The sequence below is a fragment of the Pseudomonas sp. PDM18 genome (genome assembly GCF_014852585.1).
GTDB lineage: Bacteria > Pseudomonadota > Gammaproteobacteria > Pseudomonadales > Pseudomonadaceae > Pseudomonas.
In genome coordinates this window covers 180,586-198,167 of record NZ_JACVBX010000013.1, presented here as the reverse complement: position 1 = coordinate 198,167, position 17,582 = coordinate 180,586, and the positions used below count along the sequence as shown (strand labels likewise).

The window sequence follows — 17,582 nt, the reverse complement described above, 5'->3', positions numbered from 1 at the left end:
CGGTTTACCAGGTCGCCAGGGAGTAGCTGAGGTAGATACGCGTCTCGTCGGCGTCCCGCGCGAAGCTGGAACGGTAGGTGGCGTTACGCACGCGCACCGCGACGTCCTTGAGCGGGCCGCTCTGGATCACGTACTTGATGTCGGTGTTGCGCTCCCATTCCTTGCCGTGACCGTCCATGCCGTTGATTTTGGCATTGTCACCGCTGATGTAGCGATTCATCAGGGTCAGGCCGGGGATGCCGAGGCCGGCGAAGTCGTAGTCGTGGCGGACCTGCCAGGAGCGCTCATCGGTCTCGGCGAAGTCGCCGACCTGGACGAAGTTGACGAGGTAGGGGTTGCTGCCGTCGATGTAGGGGAAGGCGCTGTCGCCGCTCATCTGCTGCCAGCCGAGGCTGAACTTGTTGGCGCCAAGGGCGTAGCCGAGCATGCCGTTGAAGGCGCGGTTGTCGATCTCGCCGCCGCGCGCCTCGCCCTGGTCATCGCTGATGGCCAGGCGCACATCGGCGCTGAATTTTCCGGGGCCCAGCGGGTAGCTGGCGAGCAGGCCTACGAAGTGCTGGCGGTAGACCTCGTCCAGCTGCGCGTAGTGGTAACGGCCGGTGAGGTTGTCGGTGAACTGGTAGTCGCCGCCGGCCAGGTCGTAGTGCTTGCCCTCGGCGCTGCCACCGGAGAAGCGGCGGTTCTTGTTGTTCAGCGCCAGGTCGGTGTAGTCGGTGGAGTCGCGGTCCTTCACTTTCTCCAGGCGCCCGCCGGTGAAGTTCAGGCCCGGCAGGTCGGTGGAGTTGAGCAGGCCGCCCTCGAAGGTCTGCGGGATCAGGCGGCTGTCGTTGGGCTGCAGGGTGGGCAGGTCGGGGATCAGGCTGCCGATCTTCAGCTCCGTCTCGGAGGCCTTGAACTTGGCGGTAAGACCCAGCTTGCTGTATTCGTCGGCGGCGCGGCCGTCATCGTGGGTCGGCAGCAGGCCGGTGCCGGTGCGGTCCGGGGAGGAGTCGAGCTTCAGACCGAGCATGCCCATGGCATCCAGGCCGACGCCGATGGTGCCGGGGGTGTAGCCGGACTGGAAGTCGAGGATGAAACCCTGCGCCCATTCTTCGCGCTTGGACTGGCCGGCGCCGTCGCGGAAATCACGGTTGAAGTAGATGTTCTGGGTGCTGAGCGTGGCGCTGCTGTCGTCGAGGAAGCCGGCAGCTTCGCACAGCGGGGCGACCCCGGCGAAAGCCAGCAGGGCGGGGGTCAGACAGCGGGATTTGGGCTTGGAAAAAGCCGGTGCAGCCAAAGGCCGGGCGGTGGGCATCTGTGGTCTCCGTTCTTGTTGTTGTCGCGAAAGGGCACCACGCCGCCTTCCGCTCTGTTGACGGTCTTTGCCGTCGTCGAGTCCGCTGCTCCCGCCGTTGCGCCTGGGCAGTCGGCGCTGAAGTATTCGGGGTTGGGAGGCGGCTCGTTGGCGATGCTAACGGGCTAAGCTTTCGCCAGGCTTTCAGTCTCCTTTCGCAGTGATTTCAGCGAATTTCCCCCATTCACAGGGGCGCGCGGATGGGTAAACTGCCGGCCCGAACCTGTAGTCCGAGGGGTAGAAATCCGTGCGAATCCTCCTGGTTGAAGACCATCCGCAACTCGGTGAAAGCGTCGCCCAGGCGCTCAAGGGCGCCGGCTGGACCGTGGACCTGCTACAGGACGGCGTGGCCGCCGACCTGGCCCTGGCCAGCGAGGACTACGCGCTGGCGATCCTCGATGTCGGCCTGCCGCGACTGGACGGCTTCCAGGTGCTGGCGCGCCTGCGCGAGCGCGGCAAGACCCTGCCCGTGCTGATGCTCACCGCCCGAGGCGAAGTGCGCGACCGCGTGCACGGCTTGAACCTGGGCGCCGACGATTACCTGGCCAAACCCTTCGAACTCACCGAGCTGGAAGCGCGGGTGAAGGCCCTGCTGCGCCGCAGTGTGCTGGGCGGTGAACAGCAGCAGCGCTGTGGCGAGCTGGTCTACGACCTTGGCGCGCGGCGCTTCACCCTGGCCGAGCAGGCGATGAACCTGACCTCCCGCGAGCAGGCCGTGCTGGAAGCGCTGATTGCCCGGCCGGGGCGGGTGATGAGCAAGGAGCAACTGGCGGCCCAGGTGTTCGGCCTCGACCAGGACGCCAGCGCCGATGCCATCGAGATCTACGTGCACCGCCTGCGCAAGAAGCTCGAAGGCAGCTCGGTGCGCATCGTCACCTTCCGCGGCCTGGGCTATCTGCTCGAGGCCCAGGATGGCTGAACGGCGCTGGGTGCTTCCCGGTACGGGCAGTCTGCGCGGGCGCCTGCTCTGGCGCCTCGGTGGCCTGCTGCTGGTGCTGCTGCTGATCGGTAGTGCGGCCACCTACTGGCGCGCCCGGCACGCCGCCGACATCGCCTATGACCGCACCTTGCTGGCGTCAGCACGGGACATCGCCGACGGCCTCTACGCCAGCGACGGCACCCTGCGCGCCAATGTGCCCTACGTGGCGCTGGACAGCTTCGAGTACGACAGCGCCGGGCGCATCTTCTACCAGGTGATCGATCCGCAGGGGAACATGATCTCCGGCTACGAGAATCTCCCGGCGCCGCTGCCGACCACGCCACGCACCGACGATTATCCGGCCTTGGCCAAGTTCTACGACGCCACCTACGAAGGGCAGGGTGTGCGGGTGGTCAGCCTGCTGCAGCCGGTGAGCCAGCCGACGGTAAACGGCATGGCGGAAATCCGTGTTGCCGAAACCATGGGCGCCCGCGAGCGGCTGGCGCGCAACCTGCTCGCCGATACCCTGCTCAACCTCGCGTTGTCGGCCATCGCCGCGCTGATGATGGTCTGGTACGCGGTGAGCGCCGGCCTGCGCCCGCTCGACCGCCTGCGCGGAGCGGTGGAGGAGCGTCAGCCGGACGACTTGCGACCGTTGCCGGAAGTCCGTGTGCAGAAGGAACTGCGCCCTCTAGTGGCAGCGCTCAACCACTTCACTGTGCGCCTGCGCGGCTTGTTCGACCGCCAGTCGCAGTTCATTGCCGAGGCGTCCCATGAGCTGCGTACCCCGCTGGCAGCGCTCAAGGCGCGGCTGGAGCTTGGCCTGCGCGAGCAGGACCCGCAGAAATGGCGCGCGACGCTGGTCGACGCGGTGCAGAACACCGACCGGGTGACCGGACTGGCCAACCAGTTGCTGTCCCTGGCGCGAGTGGAAAGCGGCGCCCGCGCGATCGCCGAAGGCGCGGGAGAGGATGTCGATCTCAGTCAGCTGGCGCGGGAGCTGGGTCTGGCCCTTGCGCCGCTGGCCTACTCGCGCGGCGTTGCGCTGGCGCTGGAGGCGGACGAGCCGGTTTGGGTCAAGGGCGATCCGACCCTGCTCAACGAGCTGCTCAGCAACCTGGTGGACAACGCCATCGCCCACGCCCCGGCGGACGGCAACGTGATCATCCGCGTGCGCTCGCCAGCGGAGCTGGAGGTCGAGGACGACGGCCCCGGCATCCCGCCGGAGGAGCGCGACAAGGTATTCCGCCGCTTCTACCGCCGCCGCCAGCAGGGCACCGGCCTGGGTTTGGCCATCGTCGGCGAGATCTGCAGCGCGCACCGCGCGCGTATCGAACTGGGCCAGGGCGAGCTGGGCGGGCTGCGGGTACGGGTGACCTTCCCGGCGGAAAACGCCTGAGCCAGAAACGCGAAACCCGCCGAGAGGGCGGGTTTCGAAGGTGGCGAGGTTTTTTCGTAGGAGCGAGCTTGCTCGCGAACCTTTCGGCAGCGAAACCCCTTCGCGAGCAAGCTCGCTCCTACAGGTTGACCTCTACCGGCTCGCCTTTGACGTCGCTTACTGAAGCATGCTCATCGCCGCTTCCATGGCGGCGGAGAGGTCTTCGTCTTCCTTCACGTCTGCCTTCGGGTCCAGGCCCAGTTTGGCGAAGGCCGGGATAGTCGCCCAGTCCAGCTCGGTGTAGGGGTGCTGGCTGCCCAGGTAGCTCTGCAGGGTGGCGACCTGGACGATGTCCACGTAGTCGACCTTGGCCGAGTCGCGGCTGAAGTCCAGGTGCTGGCCCGGCACGGCGGCGATCGGCGCCGGGAAGTCCCAGGCCTTGAGGATGCGGTCGCCGATGATCGGGTGGATGCGCTCGATCACGTGGTTGAGGCTGATGGAGTCGGCCAGCAGTTCGCTGTGCTCCTCGGCGTAGGTGAGGATCGGCAGCACGCCGATCTGGTGCACCAGGCCGGCCAGGGTCGCCTGATCCGGCGCGAGACGAGTGTAGTGGCGGCACAGGGCGTGGCAGATGCCGGCGATCTCGGTGCTCTTGTTCCACACCTCGCGCATCTTGCGGTCGACCACATCGGAGGTGGCCTGGAACATCTGCTCCATTGCCAGGCCCGTGGCCAGGTTGCAGGTGTAGTTGATCCCCAGGCGGCTGATCGCCATCTGCAGGTCGGTGATTTCCTTGTTGGTGCGCAGCAGCGGGCTGTTCACCACCTTGATGATGCGCGCGGTCAACGCAGCGTCGTTGCCGATCACCTTGGCCAGATCCTGGATGCTGATGTCCGGGTTTTCCGCCGCTTCACGGACGCGCAGGGCGACTTCCGGCAGCGTCGGCAGCACCAGCTCATCGTTGTCGATGGCCCGCAGCAGTTCCTGTTGTACTTTTTCGGCAAGCTTGCTCATGAAGTGTCCTTCAGGGAAAGCCGGGCTCCCCGCCCGGCACGATATTCAGCGCTGGATCTCGCGGTCGCTGTCCAGAACGTAAGGCAGGTCCAGCAGGCGCAGGGGCTGGTCCTCGCCCAGGCGCACGTTGCCGTCGGCAGCGGCGTCGTCCTGCAGCACGGCGAGCAGCTCTACGCCATCGGCCGCGCGGGCGGCCAGTACCACTTCGCCGACGCTGGTGGAGTGCACCGGCGAGAACAGCTCGCGGCCCGGCTCCGGCAGTTCGGCGCCATCGAGTTTCAGGCGCTGCAGGCGGCGCTTGAGGCGGCCCAGGTACTGCATGCGCGCGACGATTTCCTGGCCGGTGTAGCAGCCCTTCTTGAAGCTCACGCCGCCCACGGCCTGCAGGTTGATCATCTGTGGGATGAACAGCTCGCGGGTGGCGCCGAATACCTGGCCGACGCCGGCGCGAACCTGGCCGAGCAGCCAGTCGTTGAGCTCGGCATGGGGCAGGCGGGCCTGCAACAGGTCGGCGATGGCGGCGGCGCGCTCGGCCGGTGCCCAGAGTTCGACGCGGCCCTGGCCGAGGCCGATGGCGATCAGGCCGTCGGCCCGCGCTACCTGGTCGGCTTCGCCGGAGAGGCTCAGGCCCAGTTCGGCAAGGACGGCGTCCGCACCGCTCAGGCCGAAGCGCGCCCACTGGCTGCTGTCATCGGCGAGGGTGGCCTTGGAAAACACCGCGTACTTCTTCAGGTCCGCCAGTTGGCTCTCCAGCAGGTCATTGGCCATGGCCAGCAGGAAGCCTTCGCCTTCGGCGAGGATGCGGAAGCTGGACGTCATGCGGCCCTTGGGCGTGCAGCGGGCGCCGAGGCTGGAGTAGTCGGCGTTCAGGTAATTGAGGTTGCAGGTCAGCTGGCCCTGGAGGAATTTGCCGGCGTCCGCGCCACGGACGGCGAGAATCCCTTCGTGATTGAGTTCGGTGTAGAAAGCAGAGTCGGTCATCACGATTCGCTGGAAGAAAGTTAGGGGCCTCATGATAGAGCTCAGGCCCAGCCTTGTCAGCGGGTGCCGGGTGAGCCGAGCATGCGTATAATGCCGCTCGGCTCGCGCCGTCCGTCGGCTTCGCGAGCATCAAGACGTATTCGCCCGCTGTTAATCGAGGTGCCCCGCAGATGAACGACGAAATCGAACTCAAACGCCTTTTCTGGCACAGCCGCCGCGGCATGCTGGAACTGGACGTCCTGCTGGTGCCCTTTGTCCAGGAAGTCTATCCGGGCCTGCCGGCCGATGATCAGGCGCGCTTCCGCAAGCTGCTGGAGTGCGAGGATCAGGACATGTTCGGCTGGTTCATGCAGCGCGGCGAGCCGGAAGATGCCGACCTGCGTATCATCGTTCGCATGATCCTGGACCGTGTCCAGCCGAAGTGACCCCTTCGAGTGTCGCTGGCAACCGTCCATCGGTTTGCTGACGGCCTATCTCGCCGCGCAGTGCTGCGCCGTCCTGGCGCTATTGCTCGCGGACATTCCCCTTCACTGGAAAACGCTCGGCCTGAGCCTCTGCCTGCTGCACGCTGCTCTGGTTGTGCCTGGGCGGATTCTATTGCGCGCGCCTGATTCGGTGCGTGCGCTGCGCCACAACGCTGAGGGCTGGCAGTTGTGGAGCGAGCGGGCGGGCTTTCAACCGGTGCGGTTGCTGCCGGACAGCCTGGCGCTGCCCTCGTTGATCGTCCTGCGTTTCCGCCGTCCCGGCGACTGGCTGGCGCGCAGTGTCTGCGTGCCGGCCGATGCATTGGCGCCGGAGTTGCACCGGCGCCTGCGCGTGCGTCTGCGCTTCAGCCGCAATAGGTGGACGGCGCCAGGATAGTGTCACGGGCCTCGGGCAGCAGGTCCGGATAGTCCAGCGTGTAGTGCAAGCCGCGGCTCTCGTGGCGTTGCATGGCGGAGAGGATGATCAGCTCGGCTACCTGGGCCAGGTTGCGCAGCTCGATCAGGTCGCGGCTGACCTTGTAGTTCGAGTAGAACTCATCGATCTCGTCCAGCAGCAGACGTACCCGGTGCTGGGCGCGCGCCAGGCGCTTGTTGGTGCGCACGATGCCCACGTAGTCCCACATGAAGCGCCGCAGCTCGTCCCAGTTGTGAGCGATGATCACGTCCTCGTCCGAATCGGTCACCTGGCTGGCGTCCCAACAGGGCAGCGCGACCAACGTCTGGGCCTTGGGCAGTTCGGCGAGGATGTCGGCGGCGGCGGAGCGGGCGTAGACAAAGCACTCCAGCAGCGAGTTGCTGGCCATGCGGTTGGCGCCGTGCAGGCCGGTGAAGGTGGTTTCGCCGATGGCATAGAGATTCGGTATATCGGTACGGCCTTGGGAATCCACCAGCACGCCGCCGCAGGTGTAGTGCGCCGCTGGCACCACCGGGATGGGCTCGCGGGTGATGTCGATACCGAAATCCAGGCAGCGCTCGTAGACCGTGGGGAAGTGCTCGCGGATGAACTCGGCCGGCTTGTGGCTGATATCCAGGTAGACGTAGTCGATGCCCAGGCGCTTCATCTCATGGTCGATGGCACGGGCCACCACGTCGCGCGGGGCGAGTTCGCCCAGGGTGTGGAAGCGCGGCATGAAGCGCTCGCCATTCGGCAGGCGGAGCAGGGCGCCTTCGCCGCGCAATGCTTCGGTGATCAGGAAACTCTTGGCCTGCGGGTGGTACAGGCAGGTCGGGTGGAACTGGTTGAACTCCAGGTTGCCGACCCGGCAGCCGGCGCGCCAGGCCATGGCAATGCCATCGCCGGAGTTGCCGTCGGGGTTGCTGGTATAGAGGTAGACCTTGCTGGCGCCGCCGGAGGCGAGCACGGTGAAACGCGCGCTGAAGGTGTCCACTTCGCCGGTGGAGCGATCCAGCACGTAGGCACCGAGGCAGCGTTGACCGTCCATCCCCAGTTTCTGCTCGGTGATCAGGTCGACGGCGACCCGTTGCGACAGCAGTTCGATGTTCGGCCTTTGCCGGGCCTGGTCCAACAGGGCGTTGAAGATCGCGGCGCCGGTGGCGTCGGCGGCGTGGATGATCCGGCGATGGCTGTGGCCGCCTTCACGGGTCAGGTGGAATTCGAAACCGCCGTCTTCGCGGCCCGTTTCATGGTCGCGGGTGAAAGGCACGCCCTGTTCGATCAGCCACTGGATGGCCTCGCGGCTATGCTCGACGGTGAATTTGACTGCGTCCTCGCGACACAGACCGGCGCCGGCGATCAGAGTGTCCTCGACGTGGGACTCTACGGTATCAGTGTCATCCAGCACGGCGGCGACGCCGCCCTGGGCCCAGAAAGTGGAGCCCTGAGACAGTTCGCCCTTGCTCAGCACGGCGATCTTCAGGTGCGAAGGCAGCGTCAATGCCAGCGTCAGGCCGGCGGCCCCGCTGCCGATCACTAGGACATCGTGCTGGAAATGCTGACTCATACCCGGCTCCACAAAATGGCGCCCTAGTATATAGAAGGGGGCCACGGCACAATACTGGCGAACCGATGACACCGAAGGCGCGTGCCGCGGGACGGCAGTCGCAGGGCGGGAGGTTTTCTTCCCCGCTCAAGCCGGTCCGGCAGGCGCCAGGGGTGGAGTCGAAGTCATTGAACGATCACGGCAAATCCCCGGAACTTTTTCAGACGTTCCGGTTCGAACTCGGAATACCCAATCAACTTTGCGTGCAGATTGACATTGCGCGGAAGGGGAGCGGGTGTTCCGCCCGGTGCAGTTGAATTTGACGGGCTTCGGACGCATGTCGGGGTCCGATTGCCGCAAATGTGAAAAAACTGTGCGGCGCATGCTTGGAGGGGAGAACTTTTGCAAAAGACCCGAGTCTATCTTGGCAGGACGATTTACCAGGGTGCTCGAAGCTCCTCCAGGTTTTCAGAGGAGCATTCATGCTAACCCAGGAACAGGATCAGCAACTGGTTGAACGGGTACAGCGCGGAGACAAACGGGCTTTCGACCTGCTGGTGCTGAAGTACCAGCACAAGATTCTGGGGCTCATCGTGCGATTCGTGCATGACGCCCAGGAAGCCCAGGACGTTGCACAGGAAGCGTTCATCAAGGCGTATCGCGCCTTGGGCAACTTCCGGGGTGACAGTGCCTTTTATACCTGGCTGTACCGTATCGCCATCAACACCGCGAAGAACCATCTGGTTGCGCGCGGTCGGCGGCCGCCGGACAGCGATGTCACGGCAGAGGACGCGGAGTTCTTCGACGGCGATCACGCCCTGAAGGACATCGAGTCGCCGGAAAGAGCCATGCTGCGGGATGAGATCGAGGAAACCGTTCATCGCACCATCCAGCAGTTGCCTGATGATTTGCGCACGGCTTTGACCCTGCGCGAGTTCGAAGGCCTGAGTTACGAAGATATCGCCACCGTGATGCAGTGTCCGGTGGGGACCGTCCGCTCACGGATATTCCGTGCGCGGGAAGCGATCGACAAAGCTTTGCAGCCTTTGTTGCATGATGAAGTCTGATACAGCGGCAGAAGCCAAGAGAGGTACCGCTATGAGTCGTGAAGCCCTGCAGGAGTCGCTGTCCGCGGTAATGGATAACGAAGCGGATGAGCTTGAGCTGCGGCGTGTGCTTGCAGCCTGCGGCGAGGACGCCGAATTGCGGGCCACCTGGTCCCGTTATCAACTGGCCCGCGCAGTGATGCACCGTGAGCCGGCCATGCCCAAGCTGGACATTGCCGCTGCCGTGTCCGCCGCGCTGGCTGATGAAGCCGCACCGGCGCCGCGCAGTCGCAATCCGTGGCGCAACGTCGGCCGCCTGGCCGTCGCTGCCTCGGTGACTCTGGCTGTGCTGGCCGGTGTGCGCATGTACCACCAGGACGACAGTGTCGCCAATAGCCTTGCCCAGCAAGGTGCCACTCCGCAGATCGCCCTGCCGCAAGTGCAAGGCCCGGCGGTACTGGCAGGCTACACTCAGGACGAGGCGCCGCAGGTGATCACCAATGCCCAGGGCGGGCAGACCACCTGGCACGAGCAGCGTCTTCCGGGTTATCTGCGTCAACATGCTCAGCAGTCCGCCGTCAGTGGCACTGACAGCGCCCTGCCTTACGCACGCGCCGCGAGCCTGGAAAGCCGCTGATTTGCGACCTTAAGGAGCGACATGCGCGCGAAGACAGCACTGTTGTTCTTCCTCGGTGGTCTGCTGGCATTGCCAGTCCAGGCCGCCGATGCGTTGGACTGGATCAAGCGCCTCTCCGAGGCTGATCAGCAACAGAACTTCCAGGGTACCTTCATCTACGAACGCAGCGGAGCCTTCTCCACCCACGATGTCTGGCATCGTGTGGAGAGCGACGGCTCGGTGCGCGAACACCTGGTTCAGGTCGATGGGCCGCGCCAGGAGGTGGTGCGCGTCAATGGTGCGACCCAGTGCGTAGGTGGAGGTATGTCGGGGCAGGTGTCGACTGGTGAGATGTGGCCGGCACGCAAACTAAACCCTGCCGAACTATCTAGCTACTATGACGTTCGCGTCGCTGGCGAGTCGCGCATTGCCGACCGGCCGGCGGTGGTGCTGGCGGTGATCCCGCGTGACCAGCATCGCTATGGCTTCGAACTGCACGTGGACAAGGAGACGGGCCTGCCGCTCAAGTCCCTGCTGCTCAATGACAAGGGCCAGATCATCGAGCGCCTGCAGTTCACCCGCATCGACATGGCAGCGCCGGATGACGGCGAGTTGCAAGCGAGCGCGGCCTGCAAGCCGGTGAAGGAAGCCAAGGTTGCCCAGGTGAAGACCAACTGGCATTCGGAATGGGTGCCGCCGGGCTTTACCCTGAACAGTACGCTGCAGGAGCGCAGCCCGGTCTCCAATGATCAGGTCCTGTGCCTGGCCTACGGCGACGGACTGGCGCGTTTCTCGGTATTCCTCGAGCCGCTGCACGGCGCCAAGGTCGATGATGCCCGCACCCAGCTGGGCCCGACCACCGTGGTGTCGAGGCGGTTCGCCAGTGACGACGGCGGCACCATGGTGACTGTGGTCGGCGAGATACCCAGTGGCACTGCCGAGCGCGTGGCGTTGTCCATGCGGCCCACGGGAGCCCAGCCACAGTGATCCAGGAGTGGGGGAGGGTGATTGCGGTCGAGTCTGGAACTGTCCAGATCGAAACGCTGCGCCGCTCCGCCTGCTCGGGATGTTCGGTCAATGCCGGTTGCGGCCAGGGTCTCCTGGAGCGGCTGGGGATTGCCCGGGGGCGGGGCCAAGCGCGCGCCCTTTCTTCACTGCGTCTGATACCTGGCGACGAAGTCGTGCTTGGCGTGGATGAAGACCTTCTGCTGAAAAGCGCTCTCCTTTTCTATCTCCTTCCGCTGATCGGGCTTTTCGCGCTGGCGCTACTGGCGGCGTGCCTCGATCTGGGGGAACCTCTCATCATCGTGGCCGGGCTGGCGGGGTTCCTGCTGTCCTGGCTGCCGGTGCGCCGCTACGCGCGACGCCATACGGATGATCCGGCGATGCAACCGGTTGTGCTGCGTGCGCTGGTCGGTGGGCCGCCCGGCCCTGTTTAGTGATCTTCCCAATCAACATCACGGGAGCTGTAGTCAATGCAAACCCTGAAACGCAGCATGGCTGCGCTGGTCGCCCTGCTGGCCCTGAGCCTGTCGGTCACCGCGCGGGCTGAACTACCGGACTTCACGCCGCTGGTCGAGAAAGCCTCGCCGGCGGTGGTCAACATCAGTACCACCCAGAAGCTTCCCGACCGCTCCAACGCGCAGATGGGCATTCCGGACCTCGACGGCCTGCCGCCGGGCCTGCGCGAATTCTTCGAACGCAGCATTCCCCGCGGTCAGGGTGGTCAGGGCCAGGCGCCCCGCGGCCAGCAGCGCGAGGCCCAGTCCCTGGGCTCGGGTTTCATCATTTCCGATGATGGCTACATCCTCACCAATAACCACGTGGTGGCAGACGCCGATGAGATTCTCGTGCGCCTGTCCGACCGCAGCGAGCACAAAGCCAAGCTGGTCGGTGCCGACCCGCGTAGCGACGTGGCCGTGCTGAAGATCGATGCCAAGGGCCTGCCGACGCTCAAGCTGGGTGATTCCGACAAGCTGAAAGTTGGCGAGTGGGTGCTGGCCATTGGTTCGCCGTTCGGCTTCGACCACTCGGTGACTGCCGGTATCGTCAGCGCCAAGGGCCGCAGCCTTCCGAACGAGAACTATGTGCCGTTCATCCAGACCGACGTGGCGATCAACCCGGGCAACTCTGGCGGCCCGCTGCTGAACCTGCAGGGCGAAGTAGTCGGTATCAACTCGCAGATTTTCACTCGTTCCGGCGGCTTCATGGGGCTTTCCTTCGCGATCCCGATCGATGTGGCGCTGAACGTCGCCGATCAGCTAAAGGCTGGCGGCAAGGTCAACCGTGGCTGGCTGGGCGTGGTGATCCAGGAAGTGAACAAGGACCTGGCCGAATCCTTCGGTCTCGACAAGCCGGCCGGCGCGCTGGTCGCGCAACTGGTGGAAGACGGCCCGGCAGCCAAGGGCGGCCTGCAGGTAGGTGACGTGATCCTGAGCCTGAACGGCCAGACCATCAACGAATCCGCCGACCTGCCGCACCTGGTGGGCAACATGAAGCCGGGCGATAAGGCCGCTCTGGAAGTCATTCGCGACAACAAGCGTCAGACCTTGAACATGACCATCGGCAGCCTGCCGGACGACGACGATGCCGTCGCTGCCGTCGAGGGCAAGGGTGCCGAGCGCAGCAGCAACCGCATGGGTGTGACTGTGGCGGAGCTGACTGCCGAGCAGCGCAAGTCCCTGGATATCAAGGGTGGCGTGGTCATCAAGGAAGTGCAGGGCGGCCCGGCGGCCATGATCGGCCTACGTCCGGGCGATGTCATCACCCACCTGAACAACCGCGCGGTGGATTCTTCGAAAACCTTCAGCGAGATCGCCAAGGCGCTGCCGAAGGATCGTTCGATTTCCATGCGCGTGCTGCGTCAGGGGCGTGCGAGCTTCATTACGTTCAAGCTGACCGAATAAGGTCGGTGCACCAGAAAAGGGCGACTCCGGTCGCCCTTTTTCATGCCTGACCGTCCGGCGCGGCGTGACGCGTCAGGCTGTAGTCAGGTAAACTCCCCGGCTATTTTTCGGCGGACCGCCGCCTTCAGCCTTCCGAGTGTGTTCGCCGTGAGTGACCTGAGTCATATCCGCAATTTCTCCATCATCGCCCACATCGACCATGGCAAGTCGACGCTGGCAGACCGCTTTATCCAGATGTGCGGCGGCCTGTCCGACCGCGAGATGGAGGCCCAGGTTCTGGACTCCATGGACCTGGAGCGTGAGCGCGGCATCACCATCAAGGCGCACAGCGTCACCCTTCACTACAAGGCGAAGGACGGCAAGACCTACCAGCTGAACTTCATCGATACCCCCGGTCACGTCGACTTCACTTACGAAGTCAGCCGTTCGCTGGCGGCGTGCGAAGGCGCGCTGCTGGTGGTGGATGCCGGCCAGGGCGTGGAAGCGCAGTCGGTCGCCAACTGCTACACCGCCATCGAACAGGGCCTGGAAGTGATGCCGGTCCTCAACAAGATGGACCTGCCGCAGGCCGATCCGGACCGCGTAAAGGACGAGATCGAAAGCATCATCGGCATCGACGCCACCGACGCTGTGGCCTGCTCGGCCAAGAGCGGCATGGGCGTGGAAGACGTGCTGGAACGCCTGGTCACTGCCATCCCCGCGCCGGAAGGCGAGATCGACGCGCCGCTGCAGGCGCTGATCATCGACTCCTGGTTCGACAACTACCTGGGCGTAGTCTCGCTGGTGCGCGTGAAGCACGGCCGCGTCAAGAAAGGCGACAAGATCCTGGTGAAGTCCACCGGCAAGGTCCACCAGGTGGACAGCGTCGGCGTCTTCACCCCGAAGCACACCGAGACTCCGGACCTCAAGGCCGGCGAAGTAGGCTTCATCATCGCCGGCATCAAGGACATCCTGGGCGCGCCGGTAGGCGACACCCTTACCTTGAACAGCACGCCCGACGTGGACGTGCTGCCGGGCTTCAAGCGTATCAAGCCGCAGGTCTACGCCGGCCTGTTCCCGGTCAGCTCCGATGACTTCGAGGACTTCCGCGAAGCGCTGCAGAAGCTGACCCTGAACGACGCCGCGCTGCAGTACGAGCCGGAAAGCTCCGAGGCCCTGGGCTTCGGCTTCCGCATCGGCTTCCTCGGCATGCTGCACATGGAGATCATCCAGGAGCGCCTGGAGCGCGAATACGACCTGGATCTGATCACCACCGCGCCGACCGTGATCTTCGAGATCGTGCAGAAGAACGGCGAGATCCTCTATGTCGACAACCCGTCCAAGCTGCCCGACCTCTCGTCCATCGACGAGATGCGCGAGCCGATCTGCCGCGCGACCATTCTTGTGCCTCAGGAGCACCTGGGCAACGTCATTACCCTGTGCATCGAGAAGCGCGGCGTCCAGCGCGACATGCACTTCCTCAGCGGCCAGGTCCAGGTGATCTACGATCTGCCGATGAACGAAGTGGTGCTGGACTTCTTCGACCGCCTGAAGTCCACCAGCCGTGGCTATGCTTCGCTGGACTACAGCTTCGACCGCTTCGAGCCGGCCAACCTGGTTCGTCTCGATGTGCTGATCAACGGCGAGAAGGTTGACGCCCTCGCCCTGATCGTCCACCGCGACAACGCCCCGTACAAGGGCCGTCAGCTGGTGGAGAAGATGAAGGAATTGATTCCGCGGCAGATGTTCGACGTCGCGATTCAGGCGGCCATCGGCGGGCAGATCATCGCTCGCTCGACGGTCAAAGCGCTCAGGAAGAACGTGCTGGCCAAGTGCTACGGTGGTGACGTGAGCCGTAAGCGCAAGCTGCTGGAGAAGCAGAAGGCCGGTAAGAAAAGGATGAAGCAGGTCGGTAGCGTGGAGATTCCGCAGGAAGCCTTCCTCGCTGTGCTCAAAGTGGACAGTTGAACCCTATGACCCTGAATTTCCCGCTGTTGCTGGTGATTGCCGTTGCGGTATGTGGCGTTCTCGCCCTGGTGGACCTGGTGCTGTTCGCGCCGCGTCGCCGGGCGGCCATTTCCGCCTATGAAGGATCGGTCAGCGAAGCTGACCCGGAAGTGCTGGAGAAACTGAACAAGGAGCCGGTGCTCGTCGAGTACGGCAAGTCGTTCTTCCCGGTGCTGTTCATCGTGCTGGTGCTGCGTTCGTTCCTCGTCGAGCCCTTCCAGATCCCGTCGGGTTCGATGAAGCCGACCCTGGAAGTGGGCGATTTCATCCTGGTGAACAAGTTCGCCTACGGCATCCGCCTGCCGGTGCTCGACACCAAGGTGATCCCGGTGGGTGACCCGCAGCGTGGCGATGTCATGGTGTTCCGCTACCCCAGTGACCCGAACATCAACTACATCAAGCGTGTCATCGGCGTGCCGGGCGACACCATCCGCTACACCAGCGACAAGCGCCTTTTCATCAACGACCAGGCCGTGGCCGAGTCGCTGGTGGGCGAGGAGCCGGGCACCCTGGGCAGCGTGACCCTGTACCAGGAGAAGCTGGGCGCGGTGGAGCACATGATCCGCAAGGAAATGACCCGCTTCCGCATCGAGCCGGGCAAGCAGTGGAAAGTGCCGGCTGGCCATTACTTCATGATGGGCGACAACCGCGACAACTCCAACGACAGCCGCTACTGGAACGATCCGAAGATTCCGAAGGACCTGCTGGGCATGGTTCCGGACCGCAATATCGTCGGCAAGGCCTTTGCGGTGTGGATGAGCTGGCCGGATCCGAAGATGCGCAATCTGCCGAATTTCTCGCGAGTCGGCGTGATTCACTAAACTTGTGAGACGTTGCAGGCCGGCAAGGCTGGAACGGTGCTAGAAAAAGGCGGGGCTGCACGCGGGGAGCGAGGCAGCCCCGCTTCACTTGGACCCGTCGTGGTTGGCGGGCAAATAAGAAAGATACCGACATGAGGTCGATATGACGTACGCACGTTCGCAGAAGGGAATGTCGTTGCTGGGTTGGCTGGTCGTGCTCGCCATCGTGGCGTTTCTCGCCAGTGCCGCGTTCAAGATCATTCCGCATTACCTGGACTACTACGCCATCGAGAAGGCCATCACCTCGGTGGAAACCGACAAGGCTGCCGAAGTGCGTACCGTTCCGGAGTTCTACTCCTATGTGGACAAGGCACTGATGCTCAACAACATCCGCGACCTCAAGCTGGATGACGCGCTGGACGTGAAACTCGAGAACAACGAGTTCCGCGCCCACCTGAAATACGAAAAACGCGAGCCGCTGGTGCAAAACATCGACCTGGTGGTCAAATTTGACAAAGAATTCCGTGTACGAATGCCGTGAGTAACAACAGTCTGGATCGACTCGAGCGCAAGCTTGGCTACACCTTCCGCGACCAGGACCTGATGGTCCTGGCGCTGACCCATCGCAGTTTCGCCGGGCGCAACAACGAGCGCCTGGAGTTCCTCGGTGACGCCATCCTCAACTTCGTCATCGGCGAAGCCCTGTTCACCCACTTTCCCCAGGCCCGCGAAGGCCAACTGTCGCGCCTGCGCGCGCGACTGGTGAAAGGCGAGACTCTGGCCCTGCTGGCCCGCGGTTTCGAGATCGGGGATTACCTGCGACTGGGCTCGGGTGAGCTGAAGAGCGGCGGTTATCGTCGCGAGTCGATCCTGGCTGACGCCATGGAGGCGCTGATTGGCGCCATCTATCTGGACACTGGCATGGATTCCGCCCGTGAGCGGATCATGGACTGGCTTGGCCCGCAACTGCGCGAGCTGACCCCGGTGGATACCAACAAGGACCCCAAGACCCGCCTGCAGGAATTCCTGCAGTCCCGCGGGTGCGAACTGCCGCGTTACGACGTGGTGGATATCCAGGGCGAACCGCATTGCCGCACTTTCTTCGTAGAGTGCGAGGTGGCCCTGCTGAACGATAAGACCCACGGTCACGGCGGTAGCCGCCGCATCGCCGAGCAGGTGGCAGCCGCCGCCGCGCTGGCAGCCCTGGGTGTGGAGAATGGCCATGAGTGAGCACGAGCAAGACCAGCACGACCCATCCGAGCACGATGAAGCAGGAACCGTTCGTTGCGGTTACGTTGCCATCGTCGGCCGCCCCAACGTAGGCAAGTCGACTCTGCTCAACCACATCCTCGGGCAGAAGCTGGCGATCACCTCGCGCAAGCCGCAGACCACGCGCCACACCCTGCTGGGCATCAAGACCGAGGGTGACGTGCAGGCGGTGTATGTCGACACCCCCGGCCTGCACAAGGACAACGACAAGGCGCTGAACCGCTACATGAACCGTTCGGCCAGCGCCGCGCTGAAGGACGTCGACGTGGTGATCTTCGTCGTCGACCGCAACCGCTGGACCGACGAAGACCAGATGGTCTACGACAAGGTCAAGTACGTGAGCTGCCCGGTCCTGCTGGCGGTGAACAAGGTCGACCGCATGGAAGACAAGGGCGAGCTGCTGCCGCACCTGCAGTGGCTGGCCGAGCAACTGCCCAACGCCGAAGTCGTGCCGATTTCCGCCCAGCACGGGCAGAACCTCGACGTGCTCGAAGGTCTGGTGGCCGAGCGTCTGCCGGAAAATGACCACTTCTTCCCGGAAGATCAGATCACCGACCGCAGCAGCCGCTTCCTCGCCGCCGAACTGGTGCGCGAGAAGATCATGCGCCAGCTGGGCGCCGAGCTGCCATACCAGGTCGCCGTGGAGATCGAAGAGTTCAAGCAGGACGGTCCGATCCTGCACATCCATGCGCTGATCCTGGTGGAACGCGACGGCCAGAAGAAGATCATCATCGGCGACAAGGGCGATCGCATCAAAAGCATCGGTCAGAACGCCCGCAAGGACATGGAAGTGCTGTTCGACTCCAAAGTCATGCTCAACCTCTGGGTGAAAGTGAAAGGCGGCTGGTCCGACGACGAGCGCGCACTGCGTTCGCTGGGCTACGGCGACCTCTGACCTTCAGCGCCCCG

18 protein-coding genes are annotated in these 17,582 nt (G+C 64.2%); 14 read left to right on the top strand and 4 right to left on the bottom strand.

What is annotated here, in order from left to right:
* Positions 1-4: 4 nt before the first annotated feature.
* On the bottom strand, positions 5-1,294 hold the full coding sequence (locus tag IB274_RS24150; RefSeq protein ID WP_192435355.1) for an OprD family porin: 1,290 nt from the start codon (positions 1,292-1,294) through the stop codon (positions 5-7).
* Positions 1,295-1,580: 286 nt separating this feature from the next.
* On the opposite strand from IB274_RS24150, the gene IB274_RS24145 reads away from it, so the two are divergent.
* Together IB274_RS24145 and IB274_RS24140 are read left to right on the top strand one after the other, a co-directional pair.
* Positions 1,581-2,252 (top strand): response regulator, encoded by a 672-nt coding sequence (locus tag IB274_RS24145; RefSeq protein ID WP_024765529.1) that lies wholly within the window; start codon positions 1,581-1,583, stop codon positions 2,250-2,252.
* Entirely contained in the window at positions 2,245-3,651 is a 1,407-nt protein-coding gene (locus tag IB274_RS24140; RefSeq protein ID WP_192435353.1) for a sensor histidine kinase, read from the top strand. The genes IB274_RS24145 and IB274_RS24140 overlap by 8 nt, the downstream gene beginning before the upstream one ends.
* A gap of 156 nt (positions 3,652-3,807) precedes the next feature.
* On the opposite strand, the gene IB274_RS24135 is transcribed toward IB274_RS24140, so the two are convergent.
* Both IB274_RS24135 and IB274_RS24130 read right to left on the bottom strand, forming a co-directional pair.
* The gene (locus IB274_RS24135) at positions 3,808-4,644 is read right to left on the bottom strand and encodes an HDOD domain-containing protein (protein ID WP_192435351.1); all 837 of its coding nucleotides are present in this window, start codon (positions 4,642-4,644) and stop codon (positions 3,808-3,810) included.
* A gap of 45 nt (positions 4,645-4,689) precedes the next feature.
* Entirely contained in the window at positions 4,690-5,625 is a 936-nt protein-coding gene (locus IB274_RS24130; protein ID WP_192435349.1) for a YgfZ/GcvT domain-containing protein, read from the bottom strand.
* Positions 5,626-5,795: 170 nt separating this feature from the next.
* Between IB274_RS24130 and IB274_RS24125 the strand changes: the two genes are divergently transcribed.
* Together IB274_RS24125 and IB274_RS24120 are read left to right on the top strand one after the other, a co-directional pair.
* Positions 5,796-6,050, top strand: coding sequence for a succinate dehydrogenase assembly factor 2 (locus IB274_RS24125; RefSeq protein ID WP_192435347.1), 255 nt, complete (start codon positions 5,796-5,798; stop codon positions 6,048-6,050).
* Entirely contained in the window at positions 6,034-6,486 is a 453-nt protein-coding gene (locus IB274_RS24120; RefSeq protein WP_192435345.1) for a protein YgfX, read from the top strand. The genes IB274_RS24125 and IB274_RS24120 overlap by 17 nt, the downstream gene beginning before the upstream one ends.
* On the opposite strand, the gene nadB is transcribed toward IB274_RS24120, so the two are convergent.
* A complete protein-coding gene (gene nadB / locus IB274_RS24115; RefSeq protein WP_192435343.1) occupies positions 6,455-8,071 on the bottom strand; it encodes an L-aspartate oxidase in 1,617 nt (538 codons plus the stop codon). The two genes, IB274_RS24120 and nadB, sit on opposite strands and share 32 nt — an antisense overlap.
* A gap of 461 nt (positions 8,072-8,532) precedes the next feature.
* Between nadB and rpoE the strand changes: the two genes are divergently transcribed.
* From rpoE to era, 10 genes are all read left to right on the top strand, one after another.
* Entirely contained in the window at positions 8,533-9,117 is a 585-nt protein-coding gene (gene rpoE, locus IB274_RS24110) for an RNA polymerase sigma factor RpoE (RefSeq protein WP_017516654.1), read from the top strand.
* 31 nt (positions 9,118-9,148) lie between these two features.
* Positions 9,149-9,733: a sigma-E factor negative regulatory protein gene (locus IB274_RS24105; protein ID WP_192435341.1), complete on the top strand. Its 585-nt coding sequence runs from the start codon at positions 9,149-9,151 to the stop codon at positions 9,731-9,733.
* Between the two features lie 21 nt (positions 9,734-9,754).
* Positions 9,755-10,699: a MucB/RseB C-terminal domain-containing protein gene (locus IB274_RS24100; protein ID WP_192435339.1), complete on the top strand. Its 945-nt coding sequence runs from the start codon at positions 9,755-9,757 to the stop codon at positions 10,697-10,699.
* Entirely contained in the window at positions 10,696-11,151 is a 456-nt protein-coding gene (locus IB274_RS24095) for a SoxR reducing system RseC family protein (protein WP_192435337.1), read from the top strand. The genes IB274_RS24100 and IB274_RS24095 overlap by 4 nt, the downstream gene beginning before the upstream one ends.
* Positions 11,152-11,187: 36 nt before the next feature.
* Positions 11,188-12,618, top strand: coding sequence for a DegQ family serine endoprotease (locus IB274_RS24090; protein WP_192435335.1), 1,431 nt, complete (start codon positions 11,188-11,190; stop codon positions 12,616-12,618).
* 147 nt (positions 12,619-12,765) lie between these two features.
* A complete protein-coding gene (gene lepA, locus IB274_RS24085) occupies positions 12,766-14,565 on the top strand; it encodes a translation elongation factor 4 (protein WP_192435333.1) in 1,800 nt (599 codons plus the stop codon).
* A 5-nt stretch (positions 14,566-14,570) separates the two neighbouring features.
* A complete protein-coding gene (lepB, locus tag IB274_RS24080; RefSeq protein WP_045209774.1) occupies positions 14,571-15,425 on the top strand; it encodes a signal peptidase I in 855 nt (284 codons plus the stop codon).
* A 142-nt stretch (positions 15,426-15,567) separates the two neighbouring features.
* Entirely contained in the window at positions 15,568-15,945 is a 378-nt protein-coding gene (locus tag IB274_RS24075; protein ID WP_192435331.1) for a DUF4845 domain-containing protein, read from the top strand.
* A complete protein-coding gene (gene rnc / locus IB274_RS24070; RefSeq protein ID WP_017517395.1) occupies positions 15,942-16,634 on the top strand; it encodes a ribonuclease III in 693 nt (230 codons plus the stop codon). Before IB274_RS24075 ends, rnc begins: the two co-directional genes overlap by 4 nt.
* Positions 16,627-17,568, top strand: a complete 942-nt coding sequence (gene era / locus IB274_RS24065; RefSeq protein ID WP_138212455.1) for a GTPase Era — start codon at positions 16,627-16,629, stop codon at positions 17,566-17,568. The genes rnc and era overlap by 8 nt, the downstream gene beginning before the upstream one ends.
* Positions 17,569-17,582 lie beyond the last annotated feature (14 nt).

Bases quoted from the DNA above. Each gene is read 5' to 3' on its own strand.
- lepB (WP_045209774.1), top strand. From the start codon at position 14,571: ATGACCCTGAATTTCCCGCTGTTGCTGGTGATTGCCGTTGCGGTATGT.
- IB274_RS24130 (WP_192435349.1), bottom strand. From the start codon at position 5,625: ATGACCGACTCTGCTTTCTACACCGAACTCAATCACGAAGGGATTCTC.
- IB274_RS24135 (WP_192435351.1), bottom strand. From the start codon at position 4,644: ATGAGCAAGCTTGCCGAAAAAGTACAACAGGAACTGCTGCGGGCCATC.
- era (WP_138212455.1), top strand. From the start codon at position 16,627: ATGAGTGAGCACGAGCAAGACCAGCACGACCCATCCGAGCACGATGAA.
- rpoE (WP_017516654.1), top strand. From the start codon at position 8,533: ATGCTAACCCAGGAACAGGATCAGCAACTGGTTGAACGGGTACAGCGC.
- IB274_RS24105 (WP_192435341.1), top strand. From the start codon at position 9,149: ATGAGTCGTGAAGCCCTGCAGGAGTCGCTGTCCGCGGTAATGGATAAC.
- IB274_RS24100 (WP_192435339.1), top strand. From the start codon at position 9,755: ATGCGCGCGAAGACAGCACTGTTGTTCTTCCTCGGTGGTCTGCTGGCA.
- IB274_RS24140 (WP_192435353.1), top strand. From the start codon at position 2,245: ATGGCTGAACGGCGCTGGGTGCTTCCCGGTACGGGCAGTCTGCGCGGG.
- IB274_RS24125 (WP_192435347.1), top strand. From the start codon at position 5,796: ATGAACGACGAAATCGAACTCAAACGCCTTTTCTGGCACAGCCGCCGC.
- IB274_RS24075 (WP_192435331.1), top strand. From the start codon at position 15,568: ATGACGTACGCACGTTCGCAGAAGGGAATGTCGTTGCTGGGTTGGCTG.
- IB274_RS24090 (WP_192435335.1), top strand. From the start codon at position 11,188: ATGCAAACCCTGAAACGCAGCATGGCTGCGCTGGTCGCCCTGCTGGCC.
- nadB (WP_192435343.1), bottom strand. From the start codon at position 8,071: ATGAGTCAGCATTTCCAGCACGATGTCCTAGTGATCGGCAGCGGGGCC.
- IB274_RS24150 (WP_192435355.1), bottom strand. From the start codon at position 1,294: ATGCCCACCGCCCGGCCTTTGGCTGCACCGGCTTTTTCCAAGCCCAAA.